The sequence below is a fragment of the Pseudomonas sp. P5_A12 genome, from assembly GCF_056400685.1.
Genome location: NZ_JBFUKU010000006.1, coordinates 53,078 through 65,636, shown reverse-complemented (window position 1 = coordinate 65,636; position 12,559 = coordinate 53,078). Strand labels below are relative to the sequence as shown.

At 59.1% G+C, this 12,559-nt stretch carries 10 protein-coding genes; 6 read left to right on the top strand and 4 right to left on the bottom strand.

Going from position 1 to position 12,559, the window contains the following annotated elements; translation table 11 throughout:
- The first annotated feature begins 87 nt into the window (after window positions 1-87).
- The 3 genes from dapE to AC1DSG_RS02025 all read left to right on the top strand — a co-directional run bounded on the left by dapE (window position 88) and on the right by AC1DSG_RS02025 (window position 2,510).
- Window positions 88-1,239 carry a succinyl-diaminopimelate desuccinylase gene (gene dapE / locus AC1DSG_RS02035; RefSeq protein WP_477789354.1) on the top strand — a complete coding sequence of 384 codons (1,152 nt, stop codon included), beginning with the start codon at window positions 88-90 and terminating at the stop codon, window positions 1,237-1,239.
- On the top strand, window positions 1,239-2,048 hold the full coding sequence (locus tag AC1DSG_RS02030) for a putative RNA methyltransferase (protein ID WP_477789353.1): 810 nt from the start codon (window positions 1,239-1,241) through the stop codon (window positions 2,046-2,048). Before dapE ends, AC1DSG_RS02030 begins: the two co-directional genes overlap by 1 nt.
- Before the next feature lie 84 nt (window positions 2,049-2,132).
- A complete protein-coding gene (locus AC1DSG_RS02025) occupies window positions 2,133-2,510 on the top strand; it encodes a hypothetical protein (protein ID WP_007947690.1) in 378 nt (125 codons plus the stop codon).
- A gap of 109 nt (window positions 2,511-2,619) precedes the next feature.
- Here the strand turns inward: AC1DSG_RS02025 and AC1DSG_RS02020 are convergent, their stop codons facing one another.
- Window positions 2,620-2,829 (bottom strand): cold-shock protein, encoded by a 210-nt coding sequence (locus AC1DSG_RS02020; RefSeq protein WP_010462862.1) that lies wholly within the window; start codon window positions 2,827-2,829, stop codon window positions 2,620-2,622.
- 234 nt (window positions 2,830-3,063) lie between these two features.
- Between AC1DSG_RS02020 and plsB the strand changes: the two genes are divergently transcribed.
- The 3 genes from plsB to AC1DSG_RS02005 all read left to right on the top strand — a co-directional run bounded on the left by plsB (window position 3,064) and on the right by AC1DSG_RS02005 (window position 7,052).
- Entirely contained in the window at window positions 3,064-5,562 is a 2,499-nt protein-coding gene (plsB, locus tag AC1DSG_RS02015; protein ID WP_477789352.1) for a glycerol-3-phosphate 1-O-acyltransferase PlsB, read from the top strand.
- Between the two features lie 95 nt (window positions 5,563-5,657).
- Entirely contained in the window at window positions 5,658-6,260 is a 603-nt protein-coding gene (locus AC1DSG_RS02010) for a hypothetical protein (protein WP_477789351.1), read from the top strand.
- A 102-nt stretch (window positions 6,261-6,362) separates the two neighbouring features.
- Window positions 6,363-7,052 carry a DUF4197 domain-containing protein gene (locus AC1DSG_RS02005; protein ID WP_477789350.1) on the top strand — a complete coding sequence of 230 codons (690 nt, stop codon included), beginning with the start codon at window positions 6,363-6,365 and terminating at the stop codon, window positions 7,050-7,052.
- A 64-nt stretch (window positions 7,053-7,116) separates the two neighbouring features.
- Here the strand turns inward: AC1DSG_RS02005 and AC1DSG_RS02000 are convergent, their stop codons facing one another.
- The 3 genes from AC1DSG_RS02000 to AC1DSG_RS01990 form a co-directional block, all read right to left on the bottom strand.
- The gene (locus AC1DSG_RS02000; RefSeq protein ID WP_477789349.1) at window positions 7,117-8,247 is read right to left on the bottom strand and encodes a Fic family protein; all 1,131 of its coding nucleotides are present in this window, start codon (window positions 8,245-8,247) and stop codon (window positions 7,117-7,119) included.
- 96 nt (window positions 8,248-8,343) lie between these two features.
- Window positions 8,344-11,409, bottom strand: a complete 3,066-nt coding sequence (locus AC1DSG_RS01995) for an efflux RND transporter permease subunit (RefSeq protein ID WP_477789348.1) — start codon at window positions 11,407-11,409, stop codon at window positions 8,344-8,346.
- Window positions 11,410-11,415: 6 nt separating this feature from the next.
- A complete protein-coding gene (locus tag AC1DSG_RS01990; protein ID WP_477789347.1) occupies window positions 11,416-12,516 on the bottom strand; it encodes an efflux RND transporter periplasmic adaptor subunit in 1,101 nt (366 codons plus the stop codon).
- Window positions 12,517-12,559: the final 43 nt, after the last annotated feature.

Sequence of the window (12,559 nt, the reverse complement as noted above, 5' to 3'; positions counted from 1 at the left end):
CGTTTATGTTGACTGACACACCGCATTCGCGAGCAGGCTCGCTCCCACATTGGCTATTGCCCAATTTCAAGTTTTCCGGAGTTTTCCATGACGGCCCACGCCGACCTTTCGCCGACCCTTCAACTCGCCATCGACCTGATCCGCCGTCCGTCCGTGACGCCGGTCGACGCCGATTGCCAGAAGCAGATGATGCAGCGCCTGGGCGATGCCGGTTTCATGCTGGAACCGATGCGCATCGAAGATGTGGATAACTTCTGGGCGACCCACGGTAAACACGACGGCCCGGTGCTGTGCTTCGCCGGCCACACCGACGTGGTACCGACCGGCCCGGTGACTGCCTGGCAGATCGACCCGTTCAACGCGCTGATCGACGAACACGGCATGCTCTGCGGCCGAGGCGCGGCGGACATGAAAGGCAGCCTGGCATCCATGACCGTGGCCGCCGAGCGCTTTGTCGCCGACTACCCGGATCACAAGGGCAAGGTCGCTTTCCTGATCACCAGCGACGAAGAAGGTCCGGCGCACCATGGCACCAAGGCTGTGGTTGAACGCCTCGCCGCGCGCAAGGAACGTCTGGACTGGTGCATCGTCGGCGAGCCGTCGAGCACCACGCTGGTGGGTGACGTGGTCAAGAATGGCCGTCGTGGCTCCCTCGGCGCCAAACTCACCGTTCGCGGTGTACAGGGCCACGTGGCCTATCCGCACCTCGCCAAGAACCCGATCCACCTCGCCGCCCCGGCCTTGGCCGAACTGGCCGCCGAGCATTGGGACCATGGCAACGATTTCTTCCCACCGACCAGTTTCCAGATCTCCAACGTCAATTCCGGCACCGGCGCGACCAACGTGATTCCGGGTGACCTGGTAGCGGTGTTCAACTTCCGTTTCTCCACCGAGTCCACCGTTGAAGGCCTGCAAAAGCGTGTCGCCGACATTCTCGACAAGCATGGCCTGGACTGGCATATCGACTGGGCGCTGTCCGGTCTGCCGTTCCTCACCGAGCCGGGTGCGTTGCTGGACGCGGTCGCGTCGAGCATCAAGGACGTCACCGGTCGTGAAACCAAGGCATCCACCAGCGGCGGCACCTCCGACGGTCGCTTCATCGCGACCATGGGCACGCAAGTGGTTGAACTGGGCCCGGTCAACGCGACGATCCACCAGGTCAACGAGCGCGTACTGGCCGCTGACCTCGACGTGCTGACCGAAATTTACTACCAGACCCTGATCAAGTTGCTCGCCTGATGCTCGCCTGCCCGATCTGCAGTGAACCGCTGAACGCGGTGGACAACGGCGTGGCTTGCCCCGCCGGGCATCGGTTCGACCGCGCGCGCCAGGGTTATCTGAACCTGTTGCCGGTGCAGCACAAAAACAGCCGCGACCCTGGGGATAACCTGGCCATGGTCGAAGCCCGTCGCGACTTCTTGAACGCCGGCCATTACGCACCGGTGGCCAAGCGTCTGGCCGAACTGGCGGCGCAATACGCGCCGCATCGCTGGCTCGACATCGGCTGTGGCGAGGGTTACTACACCGCGCAAATCGCCGAGGCTTTGCCGAACGCTGACGGTTACGCGTTGGACATTTCCCGGGAAGCGGTCAAACGCGCCTGCAAACGCAACCCGCAACTGACCTGGTTGATCGCCAGCATGGCGCGGGTGCCGTTGGCCTCGGGCAGTTGTCAGTTTCTCGCCAGCGTCTTCAGCCCGCTGGATTGGGAAGAGGCCAAACGCCTGCTCAGCCCCGGTGGCGGCTTGATGAAAGTCGGGCCGACCAGCGGCCATCTGATGGAATTGCGCGAGCGGCTGTACGACGAAGTGCGTGAATACACTGACGACAAGCATCTGGCGCTCGTGCCGGAAGGCATGGCGTTGGCACACAGTGAAACCCTGGAATTCAAACTGATCCTGGAAAGTGGTCAAGACCGCGCGAACTTGTTGGCCATGACACCCCATGGCTGGCGTGCCAGTGCTGAGCGCCGGGCGGCAGTCATCGAACAGACCGAGCCGTTCGAGGTCACCGTTTCGATGCGCTACGATTACTTCGTTCTTCAATAAACTTTTAATTTTTTGGTCTTGAGCAACGGCTTGAGGCCGGCTAAATCCGCGAATGGATTTTTCAGACCCGCAGTGAGGACATCCATGCGCCAACCCGATATCGAGATTTACCTGAAAGACGCCGACGTCGACTACAAGGCCATCGCGGCCTGGCTCGGCACTGCTTTGGGCCCATGCACCGACTGGGTTCAGAAAGGTCAGACCTACAAGTGCAAGGCCGGCAACGTGCCGGTCACCTGGCTACCCAAGGCCGTGGGCAAATGGAACAGTCTGTTCCTGGACAGCGACCAGACCCCATGGGAAGACGACATCGCCTGCGCCCGCGCAGCCTTTGCCGCGCTGAACGTCGAAGTGCGTTGCGCGCCGGGTACGTGGGTCGAGGAAGAAGGTGAAGAAACAGCGGATCGCTGGATGCGCATCAGCGCGGATGGTGAAGAAGAAATCACCTGGAAAACTGCTTAACACGTCCTGTGGGAGCGGGCTTGCCCGCGATTGCGGTTTGTCAGTCACATCATTGTTGGATGGCAAGCCACGCTCCCACAGGGGTGTTGTGTGATTTGAAGGGTTGCGTTTACAGCCCCACCACATCCTCAGCCTGCAATCCCTTCTCGCCCGTCACCACGGCATATTCAACCTGCTGCCCTTCAGCCAGCGAACGGTGCCCTTCGCCGCGAATCGCGCGGTAGTGCACGAACACGTCCACTCCGTCCTCGCGTTGAATAAAACCGTAGCCCTTGGCGTCGTTGAACCACTTCACATTGCCGGTTTCACGTGTTGCCATCTCTTCATACTCCTTTTTTATTATTGATCGGGCTTTTCGCAGGAAAGCCTCGGGAACATTGCTTGCGCTGATAGGTGCCACTGTCTGGCTACTGCGGGCTTGCCGAGTATATGTCAGGCGCTAAAACTCTCAAAAGGGTTTACTTACGCGCTTTTTTGCCGATTTTCGATGAATCCGGCACACTGTCAGCCCCCCGAGCAAATGCTCGATTTTACTCACTCACGCAGAAGCCGTATGACCCGCTCCCCGTTCCGCCGTCTTGTGTTTGGCACCTTGCGCCGACTGTTGTATCTCTGGGTTCGCTCGGAAACGATCAACCAGTCGTCGTTCACCCTTGACCTCGACCGCAGTCGCCCGGTGTTTTACGTCCTGCAAAGCCCTTCGCTGACCGACCTTGCCGTGGTCGACACCGAATGCAGCAACGCTGGCCTGCCTCGCCCGGTGCTGCCGGTTTCAGTGGGCAATCTGGTGGAACCCGCAGCATTCTTCTACCTGACTCCAGAACCCGACTGGCTCGGCCGCCAGGACAAGCGCGGCGCACCGCCAACCCTGACCCGACTGGTCAGTGCCTTGAGCCAGAATGCCGCCGAAGACGCGCAGATCATTCCGGTCAGCGTGTTCTGGGGTCAGTCGCCGGACAGCGAATCGAGCCCGTGGAAATTGCTCTTCGCCGACAGCTGGGCCGTCACCGGGCGTCTGCGTCGCTTGCTGAGCATCATCGTGCTGGGGCGCAAGACCCGCGTGCAGTTCTCCGCGCCGATCCACCTGCGTGAGCTGATCGATCAAAACAAAGGCCACGAGCGCACCGTGCGCATGGTACAGCGGATCCTGCGGGTGCACTTCCGCAACCTCAAAGCCGCCGTTATCGGCCCGGACATTTCCCACCGCCGTAATCTGGTGAAAGGCCTGCTCAATCAGCCGCTGGTCAAGCAAGCGATCCTCGACGAAGCCGAGCGCGAGAATATTTCCCCGGAAAAAGCCAAGACCCAGGCCCTGCGCTACGGCAACGAGATCGCCTCCGACTACACCTACACCGCGATCCGTTTTCTGGAAGTGGTGCTGAGCTGGTTCTGGAACAAGATCTACGACGGCATCAAGGTCAACCACATCGAAGGCGTGCAAAAGGTCGCCCAGGGTCACGAAGTGATCTACGTGCCGTGCCATCGCAGCCACATCGATTATTTGCTGCTATCGTATCTGCTGTTCCGCAATGGCTTGACCCCGCCGCACGTTGCCGCCGGGATCAACCTCAACATGCCGGTGATCGGCAGCCTGCTACGCAGGGGTGGTGCGTTTTTCATGCGCCGCACCTTCAAGGGTAACCCGCTGTACACCTCGGTGTTCAACGAATACCTGCACATCCTGTTCACCAAAGGCTTCCCGGTCGAGTACTTCGTCGAGGGCGGTCGTTCGCGTACCGGGCGCATGCTGCAACCAAAAACCGGGATGCTCGCGATTACCCTGCGCAGCTTCCTGCGCTCGTCGCGCATGCCCATCGTATTTGTGCCGGTGTACATCGGTTACGAGCGAGTGCTCGAAGGCCGGACCTACCTCGGCGAACTGCGTGGCGCGACCAAAAAGAAAGAATCGATTTTCGATATCTTCAAAGTCATCGGCGCGCTAAAGCAGCGCTTCGGCCAGGTGGCGGTGAACTTCGGCGAGCCGATCAAACTGGCGGAATTCCTCGACAGCGAACAGCCGGACTGGCGCCAACAGGAACTCGGCCCGCAATTCAAACCGGCCTGGCTCAACGAAACGACTAACCGCCTGGGCGAGAAAGTCGCGCAGCATCTGAACGAAGCGGCAGCGATCAACCCGGTGAACCTGGTGGCCCTGGCGTTGCTCTCCACCAGCCGCCTGGCGCTGGACGATCGCGCCATGGCGCGAGTGCTCGACTTGTATCTGGCGCTGTTGCGCAAAGTTCCGTATTCGCCGCACACCACGCTGCCGGAAGGTGACGGCCGCGCGCTGATCAATCATGTGAAGGACATGGATCTGCTGTCCGAGCAGAGCGATGCCCTGGGCAAAATTTTGTATCTGGACGAGCAAAACGCCGTCCTGATGACCTACTACCGCAATAACGTCCTGCACATCTTTGCGTTGCCGGCGCTGCTGGCGAGTTTCTTCCAGAGCGCTTCGCGCATGAACCGCGAACAGATCCTGCGCTACACCCGCGCGCTGTACCCGTACCTGCAATCGGAACTGTTCATTCGCTGGTCCATGGATGAATTGGACGCGGTGATCGACCAATGGCTGGAAGCGTTCGTCGAGCAAGGCCTGCTGCGTTTCGAAAACAATGTGTACCTGCGTCCGGCGCCAAGCTCGCGGCATTTCGTGCTGCTGACCTTGCTGTCGAAGAGCATCGCCCAGACGTTGCAGCGCTTCTACATGACCGTTTCTTTACTGCTCAACAGCGGCCAGAACAGCATAAGCGCCGAAGAGCTGGAAGACTTGTGCACGGTCATGGCCCAGCGCCTGTCGATCCTCCATGGCCTGAATGCCCCGGAATTCTTCGACAAGAGCCTGTTCCGTCACTTCATCCAGACCATGCTGGACCTCGACGTGCTCAAGCGCGACGAAGCCGGCAAGTTGAGCTATCACGAATTGCTCGGCGAACTGGCCGAAGGTGCGGCCAAACGGGTGTTGCCGGCGGAGATCCGCTTGTCGATCCGTCAGGTGGCATTGCATCGCAGTGAAGATGCGGCGGATCAGGCCAAGTTGGAGAGCCTGTAACGTTCTGACAATGACTTTTAGAACAAGGATGTTCTTATCGTCGATCAATTATGGATTAATAGCCGCCCACAACTAATCCCGATACGGATATCGCGATGAACTCATTAGAAGATAGCAACCGCTACATCACCCTCACTTTTAGTTTGCCAGAAGACTTTCTACCCCCCAGCAATGGCGAAGGTGAAACGTACATAAGTGTTCAAACTGCAAACTCTTCTACGCCAGTAAAAGTCGCACAATCCCGAGAACCGGTGTTGCGCAGCGGGCGCTGGAACTTTTCATTTCCACACAATTATTCCGATGTAAGCGTTAAGTACCACGTGACAATCAACATGACCCACAATGGCGTTCCACTGCTGATTGACCTGGACTACTTCGTCATAGTCCACCGTGCACCGCATCGCCAAACCCTGCACCTTAGCCCTATCGGTCGTCTTTATATTCAGGCGCAAGAACCTCAAGCGGTAGAACCCGAGCACGCGGTGACCATTGTTGCCCATGAGCACGACAATGCGGCAGTCCAACTGACTCAAGTGCATATCAGTGAAGAAATGGCAGAGGCGTTTTATCTGGAATACGACCCAGACACTGTTGTGCCCGGTAAACGCTATACCCTGACGGCCACTGAGAATGAATACCGTAATTCAATCGCGGTCAGTCCCGGGTCCGTTGTATTGCAACCCTTCAGCAAAGTCTGAAAATAGCGTTCATCAACAATACACGGGCGAAACTGCTGCAAAAATCCGTTAGATTGTCGCCAGCGTTTCACTAATCTCCTCTTTCCGAACAAGGAAGTTGCCATGCTCCGCCCTACCCTTCGCTTCGCCGGCCTCTGCGCAGGCCTGATGATCTCAGCCAGCGCGCTGGCGCTGACGCTCAGCGACCTGTCGCAAACAGATGCCACCGGCGGACTCAAGGATGCCCTGACCCAAGGTGCACAATTGGCGGTCAAACAACTCGGCACGCCGGGTGGCTTCAGCAACAACCCGGACGTGAAGATCGGTTTGCCGGGCAAGCTCGGCAAGGTCGCCAGCAAAATGAAGCAGTTCGGCATGGGTAGTCAGGTCGACGAACTGGAAACCAGCATGAACAAAGCGGCTGAAATCGCCGTGACCCAAGCCCAGCCGATCCTCGTGGACGCGGTGAAGAAGATGAGCGTGGACGATGCCAAGGGCATCCTCAGCGGCGGCAACGACTCGGCCACTCAATACCTGAACAAAACCAGCCGCGAACAGATCCGTGCGAAGTTCCTGCCGATTGTGAAACAAGCCACCGACCAGGTCGGCCTGGCCAAGCAATACAACACTTTCGCCGGTCAGGCGGCGACCTTGGGTGTGCTGGATGCCAAGAACGCCAACGTCGAAAACTACGTCACCGAGCAGGCCTTGAACGGTTTGTTCGAGATGATCGGCAAACAGGAAGAAACCCTCCGCCAGAACCCTGCAGCGGCGGCAACCAGTTTGGCGAAGAAGGTGTTTGGGACGTTGTAGTTTTTAGCGGCCATCACGCGAAAAAAAGCCCGCTGCCCTTTACAGGTTCAGCGGGCTTTTTCATTTAAATGGCTTCCATAACGGATGAGGTCGCAGACGCGGCCTGGGCCAGTCTGTTCCGATAGACCTCGGTAAAACCACCGACAGCCCGCAGGATCACCGAACACTGGAAATCGATGAAGTAAGTCAGGTCCAGTTCATCGGCCTCGGTATTCAAATACGACCGCCCGTATTTCACCGGCGCGTTGCGCAGCAAAACACTGATCGCAATATAGCGAAACGCCGAATAGTCATTTTTAAACATAAACCAATAAAACAGGGCCCGAGCGACACGACCATTGCCATCGCGGAAAGGATGCTCGTAACCCAAAGCAAAATGCAGGGCGATACCTTTGACCAGTGGATGGAGGTAGTCCCCACGGTTGATATCGTTATGGGACTGATTGATCCACTTCGACAGCAGCGCCAATCGGGACACCAACCCGGCAGCAGGCGGCGGTATATGCACGGTATTGCCCTCACCGTCCTGCACCACCACATCATCGTTGCCACGCAACTCCCCCGGCGAATACTGCGCGTCTTCAATGCCCTGGACACCCACACGATGCATCGCGGTGATGAGCTCCACGCTCAGTGGTTCATAACGCTGCTCCCAGGCAAAGTTCATCATTCGGTAGTTACCAATGACCATCCGCTCATCGGGCGTTCGCGGCAGGCGATGACGCTTGAGCATGTCCTTGGCCACCCGCGTAGTGGTTGCAGCGCCTTCGAGTTGGCTGCTGCTGATGGCTTCGTCTTCGATCAGGTCATTGAGCAGATAACTGAAATGCGCGCGCTCACCGATCTGGCTGGTCATGTATTCCAGCGCGGCGGTGGTGGCTTGCCGATCGACCGCGGAAATGGCTTTCTGCGCCAACGGCGTCAGCACGAAGTTGCCCCACAGGACCGGCTCGCCCAAGGGGAGAAGGCAGGAGTAATGCGCTGTCCGGGCTTTTTTGACCAAGGCCCAGCACAACCTGGAATCCAGCCCCGGCGCCCAGCGGTAGCGCAACTCATCGAAAGGAAGGTAACGCCCCTGATCATCCAAAGGCTTCAGCAGGGCCAGGTAGTCCGGGAGGCGTTCCTTGTGGGGCGATTTCATCAACAGGTCGAAGACCGGATCGGTCCTCCCCGTTAAAGCTGGCGGCTTCTTCATGACTACTGTCTCAAAAACTCGTGAAACTGAGTCTTGAGTACAACATTCAGGCCCCTCTGACTCAATATCAGAGGGATCTGAAATACATGTAGGAAGTCAGACCGGCTCTTTCTTCACCCTGAACCACGCCGCATACAGCGCCGGCAAGAACAGCAACGTCAGCGCTGTCGCCACGATCAGCCCGCCCATGATCGCCACCGCCATCGGCCCGAAGAACACGCTGCGTGACAATGGGATCATCGCCAGCACCGCCGCCAGCGCGGTCAGTACAATCGGGCGGAAACGGCGCACTGTGGCCTCGATAATCGCCTGCCACGGCTTGAGGCCTGCCGCGATGTCCTGCTCGATCTGGTCCACCAGGATCACCGAGTTACGCATGATCATCCCGGACAACGCGATGGTCCCGAGCATCGCAACAAAACCGAACGGCTGACGGAACACGATCAGGAACAACGTGACGCCGATTAGCCCCAGCGGCGCGGTGAGGAACACCATCACCGTGCGGGAAAAACTGCGCAACTGCAGCATCAGTAACGTCAACACCACCACGATGAACAGCGGCACACCGGCCTTCACCGAATTCTGTCCGCGGGCGGAATCTTCGACCGTGCCGCCGACGTCCAGCAAGTAACCGTCCGGCAATTCGGCGCGAATCGGATCGAGCGTCGGCATGATCTGTTTCACCAGGGTTGCCGGTTGTTCCTTGCCATAGATGTCGGCGCGGATGGTCACGTTCGGCAGGCGATTACGGTGCCAGATGATGCCTTCCTCGAAGCCATATTCCAGCGTCGCAATCTGTGACAGTGCAACGCTGCGGCCGTTGTCGGTCGGCACGGCCAGGCTCGGCAGCAACGACAGTTCGGTGCGCTCGTGCACGGTGCCGCGTAACAGGATCTCGATCAACTCGTTGTCTTCGCGATACTGACTGACGCTGGAACCGGTCAGCGAGCTTTGCAGGAACTTCGACAGGTTCGCCGTGCTCACGCCAAGTGCTCGGGCGCGGTCCTGATCGATGTTCAGGTACACCACTTTGCTCGGCTCTTCCCAGTCCAGGTGCACATTCACCACGTGCGGATTCTCGCGCACCTTGGCCGCCACTTTACGGGCCAGTGCGCGGACTTCGTCGATATGCTCACCGGTCACCCGGAACTGCACCGGATAACCCACTGGCGGCCCGTTTTCAAGACGCGTAACCCGCCCACGCAGGGCCGGGAATTGTTCGTTGAGGGCTTCGATCAGCCAGGTGCGCAGGGCTTCGCGATCCTCGATGGATTTGGCCAGCACCACCACCTGCGCGAAGCTCGCCGCCGGCAGTTGCTGATCCAGCGGCAGGTAAAAACGCGGAGAACCGGTGCCGACGTAGGCCACGTAATTGTCGATACCGGCGTGATCCTTCAACAGGCTTTCAAGGCGTTTCACTTCATCGGCGGTGTTGCTCAGGGACGCGCCTTCGGCCAGTTTCAAATCAATCATCAACTCCAGTCGACCCGACGCCGGAAAGAATTGCTGCGGTACGAAGCGGAACAGCGCCACCGAGGCAATAAACATCATGATCGTCAGCACGATCACGGTTTTGCGTCGCCGCACGCACCACTCCACCAGACGTCTGACACGTTGATAGAACGGTGTGCCGTAAGGATCGGGCTGACCCGTACCATGTTTGGCGGCATGAATCTTCGCCAGATCCGGCAGGAGTTTTTCCCCCAGATAGGGCACAAAAACCACCGCCGCCACCCACGAGGCCAGCAACGCGATGGTCACCACCTGGAAAATCGAACGGGTGTATTCGCCGGTGCTCGATTGCGCGGTGGCAATCGGCAGGAACCCGGCGGCCGTGATCAGCGTACCGGTAAGCATCGGGAACGCCGTGCTGGTCCAGGCGTAACTCGCTGCCTTGACCCGGTCGAAACCCTGCTCCATTTTGATCGCCATCATTTCCACGGCGATGATCGCGTCGTCCACCAGCAAGCCCAGCGCCAGCACCAGCGCACCGAGGGAAATCTTGTGCAGGCCGATCCCCAGGTAATACATGCTGGCAAAGGTCATCGCCAACACCAGCGGAATCGCCAGCGCCACCACCATGCCGGTGCGTACGCCAAGTGAGAAAAAGCTCACCAGCAACACAATCGCCAGGGCCTCTACCAGCACCTGTACGAACTCGCCGACCCCGGTTTTCACCGCGGCCGGCTGGTCCGATACCTTACGCAGTTGCATGCCGACCGGGAGGTTGTTCTGGATGCGGTCGAACTCGATTTCCAGCGCCTTGCCCAGCACCAGAATGTCGCCGCCGCCCTTCATTGCGACGGCCAGACCGATCGCGTTTTCGCCCATGAAGCGCATGCGCGGCGCGGGAGGATCGTTGAAACCACGGCGAACGTCAGCCACATCGGAAATGCGGAAAGTGCGATCACCGACGCGGATCGGGAAGTTCTGGATCTCGTCGACGGTCTGAAAATTCCCCGAGACCCGTAGCTGCAATCGCTCGCTGGTGGTTTCGAAGAACCCGGCCGTCGACACTGCGTTCTGCTCTTCAAGCGCTTGCTGCACGGCGGCCAACGGCAGACCAAGGGTGGCGAGTTTGACGTTGGATAGTTCGATCCAGATCTTCTCGTCCTGTAACCCGAGCAGGTCGACCTTGCCCACATCCTTGACCCGTTGCAGCTGGATCTGGATGCGGTCGGCGTAGTCCTTCAACACCGCGTAATCAAAACCGTCGCCGGTCAGGGCATAGATGTTGCCGAAAGTGGTGCCGAATTCATCGTTGAAAAACGGCCCCTGGATACCCGGCGGCAAGGTGTGACGGATGTCGTTGACCTTCTTGCGGACCTGATACCAGAGCTCGGGAATGTCCACCGAATGCATGGCATCGCGCGCGATGAACGTTACCTGGGACTCACCCGGACGGGAAAACGAGACGATGCGTTCGTACTCGCCGGTTTCCATCAGTTTCTTTTCGATGCGCTCGGTGACCTGGCGCGACACTTCCTGAGCCGTGGCACCCGGCCAGTTGGTTCGAATTACCATCGCCTTGAAGGTAAACGGCGGGTCTTCGCTTTGGCCGAGTTTGGTGTAGGAAAGTGCACCGACAACGGCCAGCAGGAGCATCAGGAACAGTACGATCTGGCGATTACGCAACGCCCATTCGGAAAGATTGAAACCCATCGGGAATTACTCCTTGTCCGCCAGTTTGACCACGCGGTTGGCGCGATCCACCGGACGCACTTGCTGCCCGTCATGCAGCACATGGACACCAGCGGCCACGACCCAGTCGCTGGCGTTCAGGCCTTCGAGCACCGGCACGGTTTTCTCGCCGAACGCGCCGATGCGGACCGGAGCTTTTTTCAGGGTATTGTGGGCGCCTAGCACCCAAACGTAGGTCGCACCGTTTTCCGCCGTGACGGCCGATAAAGGCACCGACAGAGCGATGGTTTCTGCGGTCTGGATGAACACCCGGGCGCTTTGGCCGAGTTCCGCCGGGACTTTGCCGGCGGTGAACGCGATACGGGCGGCGAAGGTGCGCGACTTCGGATCGGCGGCGGGCGACAGTTCACGAATGCGTCCGGCGAAGCGCTGATCAGGCTGGGTCCAGAGTTCTACCGACACCGGCTGGCCGATCTTGAAGCGGCCAAAGCTTTGTTCCGGGAGGCTGATCAACACTTCACGTTCACCATCGGTGGCGATGACAAACACGGTTTGCCCGGCGGCCACCACTTGCCCGACCTCCACGGCCCGCTTGGCCACCACGCCATCCTGAGGCGCGCGCAGCACTGCGTAGCTCGCCTGATTGGTCGAGACATTGAATTCGGCTTTGATTTGCTTGAGGCGTGCTTCACCGGATCGGTAAAGGTTTTCGGTGTTGTCGTACTGCGAACGGCTGACCATCTGCCGGTCCATCAGGGTCTTGTAGCGATCCCGCTCGGCGCGGACCAGGCTCAGGTTGGCCTCGGCGGCGGCGACCTGGGCGCGGGTGGCTTCCAGTTGCAGGCGCACGTCTTGTGGATCGAGCTCGGCCAGAGGCTGGTCAGCCTTGACCCGCTGCCCTTCTTCGACCAGTCGTCGGCTGACTTTGCCGCCAATGCGAAACGCCAGGTCTGGCTCGTAACGGGCCCGCACTTCCCCGGGATAGCTTTCCATCGCCTGCGCCGAAGGCTCTGGCTGCACCACCATGGCCGGACGAATGGTGACTTGAGGCGCCTCTTCGTGACCACACGCAGTCAATAAAACCGCCAGACTGGCTGGCAACGCGAGGTGCAAGGCATAGCGGAACATGGTGAACGACCTTTCGCTAATGGTGCTTGGAATAATTATACTG

Coding starts and splice junctions, on each gene's coding strand:
- plsB (WP_477789352.1), top strand. CDS start 3,064: ATGACCCGCTCCCCGTTCCGCCGTCTTGTGTTTGGCACCTTGCGCCGA.
- AC1DSG_RS01995 (WP_477789348.1), bottom strand. CDS start 11,409: ATGGGTTTCAATCTTTCCGAATGGGCGTTGCGTAATCGCCAGATCGTA.
- AC1DSG_RS02030 (WP_477789353.1), top strand. CDS start 1,239: ATGCTCGCCTGCCCGATCTGCAGTGAACCGCTGAACGCGGTGGACAAC.
- AC1DSG_RS01990 (WP_477789347.1), bottom strand. CDS start 12,516: ATGTTCCGCTATGCCTTGCACCTCGCGTTGCCAGCCAGTCTGGCGGTT.
- AC1DSG_RS02005 (WP_477789350.1), top strand. CDS start 6,363: ATGCTCCGCCCTACCCTTCGCTTCGCCGGCCTCTGCGCAGGCCTGATG.
- AC1DSG_RS02000 (WP_477789349.1), bottom strand. CDS start 8,247: ATGAAGAAGCCGCCAGCTTTAACGGGGAGGACCGATCCGGTCTTCGAC.
- AC1DSG_RS02025 (WP_007947690.1), top strand. CDS start 2,133: ATGCGCCAACCCGATATCGAGATTTACCTGAAAGACGCCGACGTCGAC.
- dapE (WP_477789354.1), top strand. CDS start 88: ATGACGGCCCACGCCGACCTTTCGCCGACCCTTCAACTCGCCATCGAC.
- AC1DSG_RS02020 (WP_010462862.1), bottom strand. CDS start 2,829: ATGGCAACACGTGAAACCGGCAATGTGAAGTGGTTCAACGACGCCAAG.
- AC1DSG_RS02010 (WP_477789351.1), top strand. CDS start 5,658: ATGAACTCATTAGAAGATAGCAACCGCTACATCACCCTCACTTTTAGT.